13 protein-coding genes and 1 pseudogene are annotated in these 16639 nt (G+C 69.7%); 9 read left to right on the top strand and 5 right to left on the bottom strand.

The window, feature by feature from the left end:
- Positions 1-35: 35 nt before the first annotated feature.
- Positions 36-1358 (bottom strand): NAD(P)/FAD-dependent oxidoreductase, encoded by a 1323-nt coding sequence (locus tag OG594_RS23015; RefSeq protein WP_266601939.1) that lies wholly within the window; start codon positions 1356-1358, stop codon positions 36-38.
- Positions 1359-1691: 333 nt separating this feature from the next.
- Entirely contained in the window at positions 1692-2552 is an 861-nt protein-coding gene (locus OG594_RS23010; protein ID WP_266601937.1) for an SAM-dependent methyltransferase, read from the bottom strand.
- A gap of 301 nt (positions 2553-2853) precedes the next feature.
- On the opposite strand from OG594_RS23010, the gene OG594_RS23005 reads away from it, so the two are divergent.
- Positions 2854-3873 (top strand): Lrp/AsnC family transcriptional regulator, encoded by a 1020-nt coding sequence (locus OG594_RS23005; protein WP_266601935.1) that lies wholly within the window; start codon positions 2854-2856, stop codon positions 3871-3873.
- Between the two features lie 92 nt (positions 3874-3965).
- Here the strand turns inward: OG594_RS23005 and OG594_RS23000 are convergent, their stop codons facing one another.
- Positions 3966-5420 carry an MFS transporter gene (locus tag OG594_RS23000; protein ID WP_266601933.1) on the bottom strand — a complete coding sequence of 485 codons (1455 nt, stop codon included), beginning with the start codon at positions 5418-5420 and terminating at the stop codon, positions 3966-3968.
- Positions 5421-5808: 388 nt separating this feature from the next.
- Between OG594_RS23000 and OG594_RS22995 the strand changes: the two genes are divergently transcribed.
- The 5 genes from OG594_RS22995 (at position 5809) to OG594_RS22975 (ending at position 11826) form a co-directional block, all read left to right on the top strand.
- Complete coding sequence (locus OG594_RS22995) at positions 5809-6831, top strand: NADP-dependent oxidoreductase (RefSeq protein WP_266601931.1); 1023 nt, start codon at positions 5809-5811, stop codon at positions 6829-6831.
- A gap of 109 nt (positions 6832-6940) precedes the next feature.
- Positions 6941-8041: a phenazine antibiotic biosynthesis protein gene (locus OG594_RS22990; protein WP_266601929.1), complete on the top strand. Its 1101-nt coding sequence runs from the start codon at positions 6941-6943 to the stop codon at positions 8039-8041.
- Positions 8041-9435 (top strand): aldehyde dehydrogenase family protein, encoded by a 1395-nt coding sequence (locus OG594_RS22985; RefSeq protein ID WP_266601927.1) that lies wholly within the window; start codon positions 8041-8043, stop codon positions 9433-9435. Before OG594_RS22990 ends, OG594_RS22985 begins: the two co-directional genes overlap by 1 nt.
- A 180-nt stretch (positions 9436-9615) precedes the next feature.
- On the top strand, positions 9616-10629 hold the full coding sequence (locus OG594_RS22980) for an Lrp/AsnC family transcriptional regulator (protein WP_266601925.1): 1014 nt from the start codon (positions 9616-9618) through the stop codon (positions 10627-10629).
- A gap of 675 nt (positions 10630-11304) precedes the next feature.
- Positions 11305-11826, top strand: a complete 522-nt coding sequence (locus OG594_RS22975; protein ID WP_266601923.1) for an N-acetyltransferase — start codon at positions 11305-11307, stop codon at positions 11824-11826.
- A gap of 200 nt (positions 11827-12026) precedes the next feature.
- On the opposite strand, the gene OG594_RS22970 is transcribed toward OG594_RS22975, so the two are convergent.
- Positions 12027-12608 (bottom strand): DUF4232 domain-containing protein, encoded by a 582-nt coding sequence (locus OG594_RS22970; RefSeq protein WP_266601921.1) that lies wholly within the window; start codon positions 12606-12608, stop codon positions 12027-12029.
- A gap of 273 nt (positions 12609-12881) precedes the next feature.
- Between OG594_RS22970 and OG594_RS22965 the strand changes: the two genes are divergently transcribed.
- Both OG594_RS22965 and OG594_RS22960 read left to right on the top strand, forming a co-directional pair.
- Positions 12882-14348, top strand: coding sequence for an APC family permease (locus OG594_RS22965; RefSeq protein ID WP_266601919.1), 1467 nt, complete (start codon positions 12882-12884; stop codon positions 14346-14348).
- A 1115-nt stretch (positions 14349-15463) separates the two neighbouring features.
- Positions 15464-15679 (top strand): three-helix bundle dimerization domain-containing protein, encoded by a 216-nt coding sequence (locus tag OG594_RS22960; RefSeq protein ID WP_266601917.1) that lies wholly within the window; start codon positions 15464-15466, stop codon positions 15677-15679.
- A gap of 126 nt (positions 15680-15805) precedes the next feature.
- Here the strand turns inward: OG594_RS22960 and OG594_RS47140 are convergent, their stop codons facing one another.
- Positions 15806-15943, bottom strand: coding sequence for a hypothetical protein (locus OG594_RS47140; protein ID WP_323185279.1), 138 nt, complete (start codon positions 15941-15943; stop codon positions 15806-15808).
- Between the two features lie 221 nt (positions 15944-16164).
- Here OG594_RS47140 and OG594_RS22950 point away from each other — a divergent pair.
- Positions 16165-16323 (top strand): annotated as a pseudogene (locus tag OG594_RS22950) (IS21 family transposase); the annotation flags it as partial.
- Between the last annotated feature and the right edge of the window lie 316 nt (positions 16324-16639).

Below are 16639 nucleotides of genomic sequence, written 5' to 3'. Positions count from 1 at the left end.
ACGGCCTTTCATGCCACGTTCTTCGTTTCGGATGTTCAGCGTGCGGGAGGACGTCGGCGCAGGTTTCCGACGACGACCCGCCCGATCGTGGCGGGGGCGAGCAGGATCGTCGGGGGCGAGAGGAGGGAACTGACCTTGACGAACTCCTGGGTCAGCGCCGAGTCGTGTTCCGCAGCGGTCATCAGCCAGCCGAAGTACGCGTTGAGGACGCGCACCGGCAGCGGCCGAGGGCCCGGCACCTCGGGCAGCGAGAGGTCGCTGCCGAGGGCCATCTGCCAGGCGACCTCGATGCGGCGGGCAGCCGTCTTGAAGAAGCGTCTGGGCAGCTGGTCCCGGCCCTGGGCCAGGGCATCCTGCAACGCCTCGGCCTGCAGGGCGGCCGCGGACATCCCCTGGCCGTAGACGGGGTTGAAGCTGCAGAGGGCGTCACCGAAGACGAGCAGTCCGTCGGGGAAACGTTCCAGCCGCTCGTAGCGCCGGCGCACGCTCGCCGGATAGCGGTGGGCGACCGGGTCGTCGAGGGGTTCGGCGACGCAGAGGACCTCGAAGACATCCGGCGGCAGGATGGGCTTGGCGAACTCCAGGAACTCGCCCGGGTCGGTGGGCGGGTGGTGCCCGCCGTAGCCGATCAGCGTCAGCATCCAGTGGTCGTCGCCGTGCTGGAGGAAGGTCGCGCCGGTCGGCCGTCCCGGGCACGCGCCGACGATGACGACCTTCTTGCTGCCGAGGGCGCCCGGTGCCACCTTCAGGTTCCGGCTGACGTACTTGATGTCGATGGCGAGGCGGTCTTCCTGCGGCTGGTCGTAGCCCAGATCCGCGAGCCAGCGCGTCGTGCGTCCGCCGCGACCTGTCGCGTCGACGACGAGGTCCGCGGCGATTTCCCGCTCGGCTCCGTCGTCCCGGTCCACCACACGGACGCCGACGACGCGTCGTCCGTCCGGGGAGTTGATGAGACCGGACGCCTCGCACCGGTCGATGATCTCGATGTTCGCCAGTGCCCTCAGCCGTGCGCGTACTCCGCCTTCCAGTTGGGGCCGGTTCGGCTGGTAGGTGGGGATGGGGTCCCTGCGGCGGCCCTTCTGGCTGAGGAGGTGGCCTCCCGGCGCGAAGTGCATCTCGTCGGGTTCCCGGACCACGGACACCCCGTCCGCCTCGAACTGCTCCAGCAGACCGGGGAACGTTTCCTGGAGCCACTTCGTGCCGGCCGGCAGGATGGCGTGCGCGTGGCGGCCCTGCGGGACGCCCTTTCGGTTCTCGTCCGTCTCCGGCAGCGCGTCCCGGTCGATCAGCGTCACCCGGTCGAAGGTGTCGGACAGCACCCGCGCGGCGAACAGACCGCCGATACTCGCTCCCAACACCACGCAATGGCTTTTCGCTAAGCAGGGCTCCTCTGGATGACGTGGGCGTGCGGTGTCGTCTGGCATGCGATTCCTCCGCTGGGCTTGGGGGATTCAGTAATGGCGTGGTGACGGCGCGACGCCTCGGTTACCTGTCGCTGGTACGAACGCGTGCAACAAACGGGATGCCACTCCGCCATGGCCGGCGGCGGACCGCCCTACGGTAATCTGACAAACTCATGGATGGCACCTGACATTTTTTCGACAAGGAAACCGTACGGGCGTCCGGGATTGCGGTTCCGCTGCGGAATTTTGAGTTCCGGTTTCCCCTCCGCCCGGGCCGGCGGTTTACCGTCAGTCCACCGGATCGCCGGCGGGCCGAGTGAGCGTGCCCGTCGCCAGCCAGCACGCCGGGAGCGGCGCCACCGTGCGCCCGTATCCGATCCGCGGATCGTCGCCCGCGTACACCCGGGCGCTCCAACCGTGGCCGCTCATCCAGGAGGTGAGGTCGTCGCGGGCGGAGAGCCAGGAGGCGCCCTGCTCTTCGACCCGCTCACGTACCGGCCTGCCCTCCTCTTCGAGCATGGCCGCCTTGAGGTGCTCCAGCATGAGCTGGCTGCCCGGAGCGGACAGCTCGCTGACACCGGCGAGGATCGCGTCGCCGGCGGCGTCCGTCAGGTACATCAAGAGGCCTTCGATCAGCCAGATCGTGGGCCGCGACGGGTCGAAACCCGCAGCTTGCAGCGCCGCCTGCCAGTCCTCCCGGAGGTCCGCGGCCACCCCGCGGCGCTCGCACGCGAGGGGCAGGCCGGACTGCTCGATCAGCGCGTCCTTGAACGGCATCATCTCCGGCAGGTCCACCTCGAACCAGCGCGTCCCGGCCGGCAGGTCCAGCCGGACGGTGCGCCCGTCCACGCCCGCGGCCAGCGTGACGACCTGGCGGATCCCGCGCAGGGTCGCGGAGATCACCTCGTCGTCGAAGAACCGGGTGCGCACCGCGAAGTAGGTGGGGAAGCCGGCCGCGCTGGTGTGGGTCTGCTTGATCACCTCGGCCACGTCCGCCAGTACCGGATCCTCCGCCAGGGCCGAGAGCATCGCGGCGGCGAGCGGATCCCGGAAAAGCGCATCCGGACGATCGCTTTCCAACTGCCGCATCCATGCGACGAAGAGTGCGGTCTGACCGACCCCTATCGAGGGCGTCTTCAATTCAGCCACCAAATCCTCCCCAAGGCGAGTTAAAATCTGCACAAAACGACGAATTCGCGCCGGTGCGTGTCGACGCCCGAAAACGCCCTCATGACGGCTGGGATGTTTCCCTATGGCTGGGATGTTTCTGTAGGTGTAACTTGAAAGAGAGGGGCCGGAAACGTTTATCCGCCCGTCGGAACGTGTCAATTGTGCACGACGAGCGGTGAACTGATGGAATTCTGCGGGCCTTTCCGGCTGCGGTGGTAGCGTGACCTGCCGTATCTTCAGCTTTATTCCACGGAGCGGGCCCCTAGTGAAGGATGAGTGCATGCTCGACACCCTGGACCGTGCCCTGATCCACGCGCTGCACCTTAACGGCCGTGCACCGTTCAGCCAGATCGCCACGGCTCTCGACGTCTCCCCCCAGACCATCGCCCGCCGCTACCGACGACTGCGTGACGAGGCCTCGTTACGGGTCGTCGGGCTCGCCGACCCCCACCGAGCCGGCCAGACCCAGTGGCTCGTCAGGCTCACCGCCGCAGCGAGCTCCGCACAGGACCTCGCCCGCGCCCTGGCCCGGCGCCCGGATACCTCGTGGGTCAAACTCACCTCCGGCGGCACCGAGATCGTGGCGGTCATCCACACGCCCACCGACGCCGCGGTCGGCAACTCCCTGCTGTTGCGCGACATCCCGCGCACGAACAACATCACCGCCGTGTCGGCCCACTGCCTGCTGCACATGTACCTCGGGGGCCCCACCGCCTGGCGCCGGAGCGCCGACACCCTGACCGAGGAGCAGCAGCGCATCTTCCGCTCGCACGACGCCTCCGACACGGCGTACGTCGCTGTGCCCCGTCAACTGAGCGACTCGGACGCGGATCTGCTGGTCGCCCTGCAGAAGGACGGGCGTGCCAGTCACGCGGAACTCGCCCAGGCGACCGGCTGGTCCCCCGTCACCGTCGCGCGCCGTCTGGCCGACCTGCAGGCGGGCGGAGCCATCTTCTTCGACGTGGAGGTCGACACCGGGCTGCTCGGTGCCAACACCCGGGCACTGCTCTGGATGTCGGTGAGCCCCGCACAACTGGAGAACGTGGCGACGACCCTGGCGGGCCACGACGAACTCGCCTTCGTCGCTGCGACCACGGGCCCCACCAACCTGGTGGCCCAGGCGCTGTGCAAGGACCCGGCCGACCTGCACCACTACCTCGCCCGTCGGCTCGGCTCCCTCGGCGCGATCCACACCCTCGAGACCAGCCCGGTACTGCAGAACGTCAAGGCGGCGAGCCCGATGATCACGGATCTCGCCCGCAGCCGGCGCACCGCCCCGATCACGCGCGCGCGGTCATGACGTCCCTCGTTCCGTTACGGGCCGGCGCGGCCGGACATGCCGATGCGGCGGCCGTGAGGCCGCCGCATGGACCGTTCGGGCCGGTGGCCCGATCAGTGCTGCGCCCCAGTGCTGTCCGGGGCTTCCTTCTCGACCATCAGCCGGCTGCTGACGAAGCTGACCACCACCAGTGCCACGGCAACCCAGAAGGCGACCTCGATCGCGTGCAGCGAGGCCGAGGCGCCACCGGACGCCGCATGGTTGAGGTAGATGCTGCCCAGGACGGCGACGCCCAGCGTGGCGCCCAGCTGCTGGACCGCGTTCAGCAGCCCGGCGGCCGTCCCGATCTCCTGAGGCTTCAGCGGGTGCAGGGAGATGCTGAAGAAGGCGGGGCTGAAGAGGCCTGCGCCGACGCCGATGACGCCCAGCGCGACCAGCAGCCGCGAGGGGTACGCCGCGGGGGCGGCCGAGTGGTACACGGCGATGGCGGCCAGCGCCCCGGCCAGGAACACGGCGAGACCGAGGTACATCGTGCGGTGGCCGAGGCGCGGGATCAGATGGGCGCCGGCCACCCACGACGCGACGGCCAGACCGACCGACCACGGCGCGAGCGTGAGACCCGCGTCGAGCACGTCGATGCCGAGCCCCAGCTGGAGCTGCAGCACGATGACCATCATCAGACCGTTCGTCACCGCGAAGAAGGCGGTCGAGGTCACCAGGGCGGCCGGGAAGCTGCGGCGCGTGAACAGACTCGGCTCCACCAGCGGGCTACGGCCGCTCGCGGCCACCCGACGCTGGTGCAGCGCGAACACGACCATCACGGCCAGACCGGCCACGATGGCCGCCCAGCCCCACCCGGAGAGCGCGGAGATGTCGCCGGCGATGAGCGGGTAGACGACGAGCCCGATACCGAGCACGGCCAGGAGCGTGCCGGTCAGGTCGAGGGTGGGGCGGTTCGGGGCGCGGTCCTCCGGCATCTTGGGGGCGATGGCCAGGACGACCACGGAGAGCGGGACGTTGACCAGGAAGACCGCGCGCCACGACGAGCCGAACAGGTCGGCATGGGTCAGAACGCCGCCGAGCACCGGGCCGCAGACGGCGGCCAAGCCCATCACGGGGCCGATGCTGCCCAGGGCCTTGGCCATCTCGCCGCCGGAGAACATGGTCTTGATCAGGCCGATGGTCTGAGGAATGATCACGGCCGCCGCGGCGCCCTGCACCACGCGGAAGGCGATCAGCAGACCCACCGTCGGCGCCAGGGCGCATGCGGCGGAGGCCAGCATGAATCCGGTGATTCCGACGACGAACATGCGCCGTCGGCCGGCGATGTCACCCAGCCGGCCACCGGTGATCAGCAGCACCGCGAACGGGAGGGTGTAGGCGGTCGTGAACCACTGGACATCGGACACCGACCCTCCCAGGTCGGTGTGAATCGCGGGCGCGGCAACCTGAACGATGGTCGCGTCCAGCAGGTTCATGGCCTCACCGAGCAGCAGGGCGGTGAGCGCCAGCCACCGCCATCGGTACGCCGCAGTGGGAGTCGGTGCGAGCACACGCTCAGCAGTCATCGGAGTCCTCTCCATCATCGTCGGTACATCGACCCGACTCCCCCGGGGCAGGGCTTCGAGTTCGACCACGAGCCACAGTGGAGGCGCCGATCCGGCGACTCCAGCCAGAGCGTGGAGATGGAGGATTCCTTCCATCGAAGGATGGTGTGGTGGTGAAATCCCACACCGGTCACGGTGCTTGCCCGCGCTCGTCGATGCCGCGGTGGCGGTGATCAGACCGACGTACGGTGTGCGCTTCCTTCAGGCAGCCGCCCGGGATGGAAAAAATGCTCCAGTTCGACGCCCTGACTGGAGGTGACGACGCGGCCGACTCCACGCTGGAATCCCTTGGTCACTTCCTGTGTCCGGGGCTCCACTTCCCTACCGTTCTTCCTGCTCAGGAGCGTGAATGGCAGCCCTGCCCGCTACCCAGAGAGAAGTCCGCCTCGTTGCCAAGCCTGATGGTTTGCCGCGGCTGGAGCACCTCCGTGTCGTCGAGACCCCCCTGCTTCCGCCGGGGGGAGGCGAGGTGCTCGTCCGGAACCGTTTCTTCCATGTCTTCGCCACACTGCGCATCCTCATCGCGGGCGCGACACGGGACACGCCGTTCCCCGTGCTCAACACCGGCGACACCCTGGTCGGGGCGGCGATCGGCGAGGTCGTCCGAGCCCCTGAGGACAGCACGCTGCGGCCGGGCGATCTGGTGTCGCACTGGCTAGGCTGGCGCGAATACGCCGTCGTGCCCGCGGCCGAGTGTGCGCGTCTTGACTGCGAGGCCCTGCCCGATCCGATCACCCATCTGGAGCAGGGCTGGACGGCCTACGCAGCGCTGACCCGCGGGGTCCAACTCCGCCCCGGGGACACGGTGTTCGTCTCCTCCGGCGGTAGCGGAATCGGATCGATAGCCGGGCAGATCGCCAAGCGACTGGGCGCCGGCCGCGTCATCGCCAGCACCAGCTCGCGCCAGAAGGCCCACCGTCTAGTGACCGAACTCGGCTACGACGAAGCCGTCGTACGCGGCGCGGAACCGCTCGCCGAACAGCTGGCGAAGGCCGCACCGGACGGCATCGACGTCTTCTTCGACAACGTCGGCGGCGAACAGCTACGGGCCGCTGTGGATGCGGCACGTCCGGGCGCCCGGTTCGTCCTGGTCGGCGCCCTGTCCGGACAGCTTTCCGAAGACGGCACGGGTACGTCGGCACCCGTCGAGCTGGACTCCCTGCCGCTCATCCACAAACGGATCGTGATGCGCGGCTTCAGCTCGGACGACTTCGACGACCGTGCGGAGTGGACCGAGCGATTCGGTGCGTGGCTCCGCGCCGGGGAGATGGTCTTCCCCCACGTACGGATCAAGGGCATCGAACAGGCCCCACAGGCCCTGCTGGAGGTGATCGAAGGGCGGCACATCGGTGCCGTCATCGTCGAGCTGTGACTCCGTCCCCAGCTCCGCGCTTCGTACACCACGGCGGCGGGCCGGCGGAGGTTCCGCACCCGCCGCCCGGCCGCCCCGCCCTCACCTCATACGCCGAGAAGGAGTGCCCGTGCCTCGCCCCAGCACAGAAGTCCTCGACCTCCCCGTCGCCGTCCGTCCCGAGCCGGACGAGCTGATCCGGGCCGCCATGGAGTGGCACTTCCACCCCGACACGGGTTCCCCGTTCTGGCTGGAACGGGCCAGAACCCTCCCCTTCGATCCCCGCAGCGACGTCCGCACCCACGAAGACCTCAGGCTCTTCCCCAACGTGTCGGCCGAACTGCGCGACGTCCGTGCCGAGGACCTCATCCCCCGGGGCTACGGCAGGCACCCCGACGTCGTCGGCGTCTTCGAGAGCGGTGGGACCACGGGAGCCCCCAAGCGGGTCGTCCTGCTCCGCGACTGGCTGGAGCGCATGCTCCACTGGAGCAACGCCAACCTCGACGCCCACGGTTTCCCCGGCGGCGCGAACTGGCTCGGACTCGTCCCGACCGGCCCGCACATCGTGGGCGAGTACTTCCGCAGGTCCGCGACCAGCCACGGGCGCCACGGCTTCACGGTCGACCTCGACCCCCGCTGGGTGAAGAAGTTGATCGCCTGCGGACGGGGCGCCGACGCCGGCGCCTACGCCGAACACCTCATCGACCAGGCCGGGCTCGTACTGCGTACCCAGGACATCGGCGTCCTGACCATCACACCCCCGCTCCTTGAACGCCTCGCCCTCCGGGAAGACCTGGCCGAACTGGTCGACGAGAAGGTACGGGCCATCCGCTGGGGTGGCACCCAGCTGGATCCCGATTCACGCCACCTCTACAAGACCGAGGTCTTCCCCAAGACGGTCCTGTGCGGCAACTACGGCAGCACCATGATCCTCGGCTTCGCCGGCGAGCGCCCGGACCTCCCGGAGGACTCCGGCTGTGTCTTCGATGCCTACAGCCCGTACGTGACGTTCTCCGTCGTCGATCCGGTGACGCTCGGGACCGTTGCGTACGGCGATCGCGGCCGCGTCCTGGTCCACCACGTCAGCAAGTCGTTCTTCCTGCCCAACAACTTGGAGCGGGACACCGCGATCCGGATCGAGCCCCTCGCCGGCCACATCGGGGACGCGGTGGCGGACATCGCCCCGGTCGAGACCTTCGAGGACGAGGCCGTGATCGAGGGGGTCTACTGATGGCGGAGCCCCGCAGGCCCCGCACCGAACTCCTGCAACTCGACGCCCTGGGAGCGCAGGGCGCGTACAGGGCCCGCAACCGGATGACCGTGCACGACGTCGCGGGCGGGGAGGTCGCCGAACTGAGCCTGGTGCCCCCGCTGTTCGTCGAGCGCACGATGAAGTCCCTGCACCGCGCCTCCGGTCCCGCACTGGACGACCGGATCCGCATGATCGACCGTGCCGCCGAGCTCTTCTCGACCGCCGTCCTGGACGGCCAGTCGGTCGCGGAGTACGAGTACCGGGTCAGCCGGGTCGGCGGGATCCCGATTTCCGAGGTGCGGGCCACCACCCGGGCGATCGCGGCCCGGCTGAGGAAGGTCCACTACAGCGTGGAGCACGCCAGGCCGGCCGGATCGGTGACGCGCTGGGACGACCCGCTGACCCGTACGGGCCGTGCGGTATGGGCCCGGCGCGGCAGCGTCTTCGCCGTGCACGCTGCCGGCAACCACCCCGGCCCGCACAGCCTCTGGCCGGAGGCGCTCGCGCTGGGCTACCGCGTCGCGGTCCGCCCCTCCCGGCGCGAGCCCTTCACCCCGCACCGGCTGATCACGGCACTGCGCGGCGCCGGCTTCGGCGACGACCACGTGGTGCTGCTGCCGACCGACCACGCCACCGCGGAGGCCCTACTGCGCGGCGCCGATCTGGGCATGGTCTACGGGGGCGAGGACGTGGTGCGCAAGTACGTCACGGACGCGTCGATCCTCCCTCAGGGCCCGGGCCGCTCGAAGATCCTGCTGACCGCGGAGGTGGACTGGCGGGACAACCTCGACACCATCGTCGACTCCGTGAGCGGCCATGGCGGCACCGGTTGCGTCAACACCACCGCCGTGTTCGTGGAGGGCGACCCGACCCCGCTCTGCGAGGCGCTGGCCGAACGTCTCTCCTCGGTACCCAGTCTGCCGCCCGAGGATCCCGGGGCGGTTTGCCCCGTGCAGCCGCTCGCCACGGCCAAGGCCTTCGAGGCGCACCTGTCGCACAAGGCGGCAGGCGCGAAGGCATGGCTGGGCGGCGACGGCATCGCCGACGAACTGGGCGACGGCAGCGCCGTCCTCCGGCCCGCGGTCCACCAACTCGACCGGCCCGATGCGTCGCAGGCCTCCGTCGAGCTCCCGTTCCCCTGCGTGTGGGTCGCTCCGTGGACGCGGGAAGCGGGCCTCGCGCCCCTGCGGAACAGCCTCGTCCTGACGGCGATGACACACGACGACCGGCTCGTCGACGGACTGCTGGAAGAACCCTCGATCAGTAACGTGTACGTGGGAGACCACCGAACGTACTGGATGGAGTCCGGCATGCCGCACGACGGCTATCTCGCCGAGTTCCTGATGCGCTGCAAGTCGGTGATCAGGGACTGACCCGTTCTCCGTGGCTGCGAACGCTCGCCGCCACCGCCGAGGGGGGAGCGGACTCCCCCCTCGGCCTTCCGGGCGGCCGGGCGGCCCGGATCACGACCGAGCGGAGCACCGACGTGTTCGGGCGTCGCCACCGGCGACTTGCCGCGCCCTGCCACGTGGTGCGTGAAGGATGGTGTGCGAATGCTCGACGACCTCGATCGCGCCTTGATCCATGCGCTGCACATCGACGGACGTGCCTCTTTCACGCACATAGCGAACGTGCTGACCGTGTCCCCGCAGACGATCTCCCGCCGCTACGAGAGACTGCGCGAACACGCCGCGTTCCGCGTCGTCGGACTGCCCGACCCCCATCTGACCGGCCACGAACAGTGGCTGCTCCGCCTGACCGCGGCCCCCGAGACGGCACTCGATCTCGCCCGCGCCCTGGTTCGACGCGAGGACACCTCGTGGGTCTACCTGACCGGTGGCGGCACCGAAGTCGTCGCGGTACTCGAAACACCCCTGGGCACGGCACACGGCCATACCCTGCTCCTGCGCGAGCTCCCGCCCAGCGTCGGGCTCACCGCCGTCTCCGCGCATCAACTGCTGCACGCCTACATCGGTTGGCGCACGCCGTGGCGCATGAGCGCCAACGCCCTCACACCGCGACAGCAACGCCTGCTGAGAGGCACGAGACCCACGGGATGCATCGGCTCCCCGTCCCCGGCGGAGCACCGGCCAGTGCGGCTCTCACCCGCAGACCACGCCCTGATGGACGCCCTGCGACGAGACGGCCGCACCAGTGTCGGTGACCTCGCGGCCACCACGGGCTGGTCGCCGGCGACGGTGTCGCGCCGGCTGGACGGCCTGCGCGAATGTGGAGCGATCTTCTTCGACGTGGAGCTCGACCCCGCGCTTCTGGGGGGCAGCACCAAGGTCCTGCTGTGGATGGCGGTCGCCCCGGCGCATCTCGACGAGGTGGCCACGACATTGGCCCGCCATGACGAACTCGCCTTCGTGGCCCATACGACCGGCCCCACCAACCTCGTGGCTCACGCCCTGTGCGAGGACACCTCGGCCTTGTACCGCTACCTCACCCACGGTCTGGGCACGGTGACGGCGATCCGCACTCTGGAGACGGCCCCTGTCCTGCGGACCCTCAAGGCGGTGGGAACGATCACGTCCGGGACGCCGTCATACCATCACGGACACTGATGGTGCGCGGCGCTGCGGGCATCGCGGCGCCGCTGCGGATCAGCGACACGAGGGCAAGCGGCAGGAAGAAGCCTTCACTTACCTGTCGCCGCCGACGGCACCGTCATCAGCCAGCGCGGCCGCAGGGCCCCGGTCGCCGCCCTGCGCGGCATCTCCTACGAGGCCTGCGTTGCTCCACCGCCGCGGCGTACGTCGCGTGGCTGCCCGCCACCGGGCATGCCGCGTCCCCCGTCCACGCGTGGGCGGTCACGGCTCCCGCGACCGGCAGCAGCAGCAGCAGCAGCAGCCAGGGTGCCTCCTGAGCCGGCACCCCTTCTCCAGGAAGGAGCCCACCGCCGCAGCCGGCCCCTCCCCCGCATCGCGGCACGTCCCCCACGCCCACGCCGAGGCGAACCGCACACTGCCGAAGGGATGCCCGGGCCGGCCGCCGCCAGGTGCTCGCCGACCCCCGGGACGCCTCCGGGACGCCGCGGGATGGTCCCGTCGACCGCGCGCAGCTCTGGTGCGGTGAACAGCTGCAACCGGAAAGTCCCCGGCAGCCCCTGAGGCGGTAAACATGTGGTCGTCCACGCAGGTCCTGGGGGGCCGGACCAACGTCACACCGCCGACGGTCATGCAACCCTGGCTCTGTCGGGGATCTTGTGATGTCGCAGGGTCATGGATCGAGGAGTGGCCGTGATCACCGACGTTCCCGTACGCGCCCCCGTGTGGGCACGAGCCTCCTGGAAGTGGACCGAGACAATGGCCGACGTCGTGGAACTACGCCCGGTGACTCCGGAGAACTACAAGGCGTGCCTCGCCCTCAAGGTCCGTCCGGATCAGGAGGGTTACGTCGCCCCGAACGTCGACTCCCTGGCTCTTGCCTACGTCTACCCGGACGCCGAGGCCAAGGTCGTCTACCACCGGGACGAGCCGGTCGGGTTCGTACTCTTCCACCCGATCGACGAGGAGCGGCCGAGCGATGGTCACAGCATCGTGCGCTTCATGGTTGACCACGGTGCCCAAGGCCAAGGGATCGGGCGGCGGGCACTGGAAGCCTCGCTCGATTGGATCGCGCGCGAACGACGGGTCGATGTGGTCCAACTGAGCGTCGAGCCGGAGAACATCCGGGCGCGGAGCTTCTACCGCGCGGCCGGTTTCGAAGAGACCGGGGAGATCGACGAGGGCGAGATCGTGCTACGGCGGACTCTGCCCTGATCAGCCGACTTCGGGGGCATGGGACTCGGACACGATCGCAGGGCTGCCCGGAAGCTGGCGTACCCGTCCGGTCAGAGCACGAGAGCGAGCTGGCGCAGGGGCTGCTGCCGCCCCCGGCTTCCGCTCCCGCTCCCGCACCCGGCTTCCGGCTTCCGGCTTCCGGCTTCCGGACGACGGCAGCCTGACATCCCGGCCGGCGGTCAGCGTGCGAGCGCCGACCAGGCGCTCAGTCCTAGCTTGCCGGTGTCGCCCAGGTCCACGGGCGCGCTCAGCCGCAGCGTCAGCCGGGGCGCGCCCGGCTTGGGGACGAGCTCCAGTACCCACCCCTCAGCGGCGGGCACGGTCGAGTCGGTGACCAGGTTGCGCCACATCAGCGCCGTCGTGGTGGCCTGGCCCGGCTGGAGCGTCACCGGCCGCGGTGGCGCGTCTCCGTCCGCGGGGAACGAGGTCACGCCGTTCGCCCCGTGCCCGACGTCCACCTGGAGGGGCCGGTCCTCCCCGTCCAGCAGCCGGACCTCCGGGTAGCCCTCCAGCCGGTACGCCGCCGAACCACAGTTGACCAGCTGGAAGTCGACCACCCGCAGCCCCATTGCCGCGTTCCCGTCGCCCTCGGCCAGCCGCACCCCGCCCTCCGGGCAGGGCTCCGCCCTACCCGTCGGCGGCGATTCGCCGATCGCCTCCATGACCGAGTCGCACCCCACCAACACCCACGCCAGCGTCAGGGCGCCCACCCCCGCCACCGCCACCGCACCGATCTGCTTCGCCCGCCCCTGTCCACGCATCCCTCGACTCTATGCCCCACCTCCGCGGGTCTTTGTCGGTGTGGTTCGACATCTCGATGTCTCTGGTTGCCGACCGGTAGAGCCGTGAAGTGGACACGCGGCAGCGCCAGACGGCGGCCTCGGCGTAGCGGAAGACGGCTGACACCCGTACGGGCCAGCCTCGCGCGTCGAACGACACATACACGCCGAAGGCGGTGAAAATGGGTTCTGGTCGGGCCCTTCCTGCCCTGTGCCGCGGCCCCGGAGGAGTCCCTGAAAGGTGAGGTGGCCGCGGTGGCTGAGTCTTCGTCCGATGCCCGGGGCGAAGCGGGGTCCGTCGAGGCCGGAGGCTACCGGCAGGAGCTGAAACGCACCCTCGGCCCCTTTCAGGTGTTCGCAATCTCGTTCGCGTTCATCTCGGTGGCCGTCGGCATCTTCGCGACCTACGACGAAGTACTGCTGACCGCTGGGCCCGTCGGCATCTGGCTGTGGATCGTCGCGGCGGTGGGACAGACCCTGGTGGCGCTGGTGGTCGCGCAGTTCGCGGCGCGCATCCCGCTCAGCGGCTCCTCGTACCAATGGGCCTCGCGGCTGGCCAGCCCGAAGATCGGCTGGTGGTTCGGCTGGCTGACCTTCTGCTACCTGGCGATCGGCGTGGTGGCGGTCGACAACGCGCTGGCGAGCCAGGCGTTCATGCCGCTCGCCGGCATCGCGCCGAACGAGGACACCGCACGCCTGATCACACTCGTGGTGCTGCTCATCCAAACCGTGCTGGCCGTGGCCTCCACGCGCATCGTCAGCCTGATCAACACAGTCGCGGTGGGGCTCGAACTGGCGCTCGTCGTGGTGGTGGCGATCGCGCTCGCCATCGCCGTCGCGGTGACCGGCAACGGCTCGGCCAGCAACCTCACCTCGCGCGGTGTCGTCGAGAACGCCCCCGACTACTTCGCGGTCGGCGGTGGGGTGATGCTTGCGATGATCATGGGACTTGCGACACTCGTCGGCTTCGACTCGGCGGCGAACCTGGCCGAAGAGGCCAAGGATCCGTTCCACACCGTTCCCCGCGCGATCGTGGGATCGGTCGTGGCGGCCGGCGTCCTGGGCATGCTGTTCCTGATCACGCTCACCATCGCGATCGACGACATCCCCCGCATCAGCCACAACAGCTCACCCGTCGCGGCGATCATGCGTGACCAGCTCGGTCCGGTGATGGAGAAGACGCTGTTGGTCGCGATCACCATCGCGTTCTTCGGCGCCGGGATCGTGGTGATGGTCGCGTGCTCGCGCCTCGTCTTTGCGATGTCGCGCGACGGGCGCTTCCCCGCCCACCGCCTGATGCGGCGGGTCAACCCCCGCACGAGGACGCCGATCCCGGCGACCGTGCTGGTGTTCGCCCTGGGCGTCGTCCTCATGGTCGCGCTGCCCGGCGCCGCGCTGCTGGAGCTGATCACAGCCTCGACCATCCTCCCCGCACTCACCTACGGCACGACCATCGTGCTCTACCTGGCAGTACGCGGACGCCTCAGCCGCCAGAAGGGCGCCTTCAACCTCGGACGCTTCGAACTGCCCGTCGCAATCTGCGCCCTGGTATGGACACTCATCGCCGTATTCGTATTGGTCGCGCCGAAAGAGGCGCTGGTCTCCGTCGTGATCGTGGGGGGCCTCCTGCTCCTAGGCGGTCTGTTCTTCGCCGCCATGCTCAGGTTCGATCGCCAAGCACTAGAAACGGAGCCGGGGGAAGCGGACGCCTTCAGCAAGTGACCCGCAGACGCCCGGCCCAGTCCGCACCCCAGCCGCACACCGCGAGGACCGACCGCGCCAAGGTGCCGCCCCACACACACAGCGCTGCCTGCCCGTCATCACGGCCACACCACACCCCTCCCGGACCCGCCCGGGCGACCACCGGCCGAACGCTGCACGCTGAACGTCGAACGCCGACTGCCGGTCCCTTCTCTCCCCCGCCCAACGCAACGTCACCTCCCGTGCCCCGCCACCCTTGCCGGGGGCAGCCTGCTCCCGGGAGCCACGGACCGCGGCCGAGGCCGTGGTAGAGCAGGAGCGAGTAGCCGCCGGTAGGACCCGTGGCCCGACCACGAGCGGAGCCTCCGACGCGGCGGTCAGGACCTGGCGGGTGGGTGGCACCATGCGGCGAACGAGCTCCGAGGGCGAACCCGCGCGTCAGAAATCGTCCTCGGCCAGGTGTGCCAGCTGTCCGGCGCCCGCTCAGCCGCCTTCGGCCATCTTCTGGACGTGGGCCACCAGGAGCAGCCAGGAGCGGGCGTTCAGCAGCAGGCCCCCACCCCGCTCGCCGAGTAACGTCTCTGACCACGGCCGCGAGGCAGCCTGGCGCCCGGAGCCTGTCCATGCCGACCGGCGACGGCGAACTGAGCCGCACCCACCCTGACACCCCGCCCGGCAGACGGGATGTGCCATGCCGCGCACCGGCCCCGCTCCGGTCCGGTCCCCGATCCGCGCGCCAAAGGCGATCGTCGCGACGGCTGTAGCGCACACAAGCGCTTGTCTGCGAGCCGGCCGAGGTGCTCCAGACGCTGGGGGTGAGGATGAACTCCCACGCTGAGTCCCTCAGGTGTCGGGTCTCCTCGTCCGTCACTTTCCACCACCGGACCCGCTCTTGGGCGAGGGCGGCTTGACCTCGTTCGGTCCATCGCCGGCGGTGCGGGCGCGCAGGCGGCCGGCGACGCGAGCCGGCTCGGACGGCCGGCCCACCATGAGCGGATACCAAAGGGAGTGCGGCAGGTTCCGGCCGGTGAGTACGGTCAGCGGTCGCACGAAGCGGCGAAAGATCGTCTTCCCCGCTGTGGGCCGCTCCGGGAGACTGAGGAGACGCCGTCCTCGAAGGAAATCTGAGGTGCAAAATGGCAGAATCGGAGGATGCCCTTGCCATCCGCCATGTGGCTGAGCGGCTGATGAAGGCGCACCCTCGACTCGAAGCCGACCTCGTACAGAACTCAGTACAGACGGCGTACGACGAGCTGAAGTACGCGCGTGTCCGCACCTACCTGCCAGTCCTCATGGAACGCAGGGCCAAGGACTTGCTGCCCCCGGACGAGCAGACGCAACGCAGTACCTGACCCTCGGCACGTGACCGTCTGTGGCCGTGGCGAGCCGTTCGCATGATCAGCGCGATGCTCGACGCCCGCCGAGCGGCGATGTCAGGTCGATCTGCGGGCGTCGGCGCGGTCGGTGTCGCGCCGGGTTCAGCCGCTCGCTGCCTGCCGGATCAGGTCAGCGACAGCATCGGGCTGCGAGACGTAGATGGAGTGGCTGCCGGCCACCTCGACGGTCTGGGCGCCGATCCGCTCGGACATCGCGTGCTGCGCCGGCGGCGGGATCATGCGGTCGTCGGTGGCGATCAGCTATCAGGCCGGCTTGGTCCGCCAGGCGGGCTGGGACACGGTGCCGGACAGTGCGTCGACACCCGAGGGGACCTGGGCGTCGGCCATGAAGTCCGCCTGGGCGCGGGGCAGGTCGCCGGCGAAGGGTTCGGTGAACTTGTCGCGGCACAGGAACAGGAGGCCCTGGTCGGGCGGCAGGATGGGCGGGACACGGGCTCCAGCCGGTCAACCCGCGGATAGGACTGAACCACCGCATCCGCCGGGGCCGGGCTTACTACATTCGCGTCGACACCGTCGACTACTCGGTGGACCCGCAGGCCATCGGCCGATTCGTCGACGTCACCGCCTCACCCGAGACGGTCACCGCATTCTGCGAGGGCGTCAACCCCTCTCCCCCGAAAGCGAAGTGATCCATGACCACCTCCGCCAAGGCCAAGCCGGACAGCGCGGCATCCTTCCCGAAGGCCTGGTAGCCCTGCTGCACCGCCACGTGCAATCGCTGCGACGCGACGTCCCGGCCCACCCGGCGACCGGCCTGGGCGTCAAAAGCCTCTCAGGCTGGCCACTCGGTCCTGTTCCACACCGCCAGGAACTGGATCTCCCGCCTCGCCGATGCCTAGCCCTCCGGGCCGAGACGCGGCGAGCCTGTTCTTCCAGCTCGTAGCCTCACGCTACGAACGGGGCTCGGTCATGGTG

Origin of the sequence: Streptomyces sp. NBC_01214 (genome assembly GCF_026340975.1) — a bacterium.
GTDB lineage: Bacteria > Actinomycetota > Actinomycetes > Streptomycetales > Streptomycetaceae > Streptomyces.
The sequence above is the reverse complement of the archived record's forward strand: the minus strand, read 5'-3'. Positions and strand labels throughout refer to the sequence as shown.

Excerpts from the sequence above, each read along its gene's own strand:
- OG594_RS23005 (WP_266601935.1), top strand. The coding sequence starts at position 2,854 with ATGCTCGACACCCTGGACCGTGCCCTGATCCACGCGCTGCACCTTAAC.
- OG594_RS23000 (WP_266601933.1), bottom strand. The coding sequence starts at position 5,420 with ATGACTGCTGAGCGTGTGCTCGCACCGACTCCCACTGCGGCGTACCGA.
- OG594_RS22995 (WP_266601931.1), top strand. The coding sequence starts at position 5,809 with ATGGCAGCCCTGCCCGCTACCCAGAGAGAAGTCCGCCTCGTTGCCAAG.
- OG594_RS22985 (WP_266601927.1), top strand. The coding sequence starts at position 8,041 with ATGGCGGAGCCCCGCAGGCCCCGCACCGAACTCCTGCAACTCGACGCC.
- OG594_RS22980 (WP_266601925.1), top strand. The coding sequence starts at position 9,616 with ATGCTCGACGACCTCGATCGCGCCTTGATCCATGCGCTGCACATCGAC.
- OG594_RS22970 (WP_266601921.1), bottom strand. The coding sequence starts at position 12,608 with ATGCGTGGACAGGGGCGGGCGAAGCAGATCGGTGCGGTGGCGGTGGCG.
- OG594_RS22960 (WP_266601917.1), top strand. The coding sequence starts at position 15,464 with ATGGCAGAATCGGAGGATGCCCTTGCCATCCGCCATGTGGCTGAGCGG.
- OG594_RS47140 (WP_323185279.1), bottom strand. The coding sequence starts at position 15,943 with ATGATCCCGCCGCCGGCGCAGCACGCGATGTCCGAGCGGATCGGCGCC.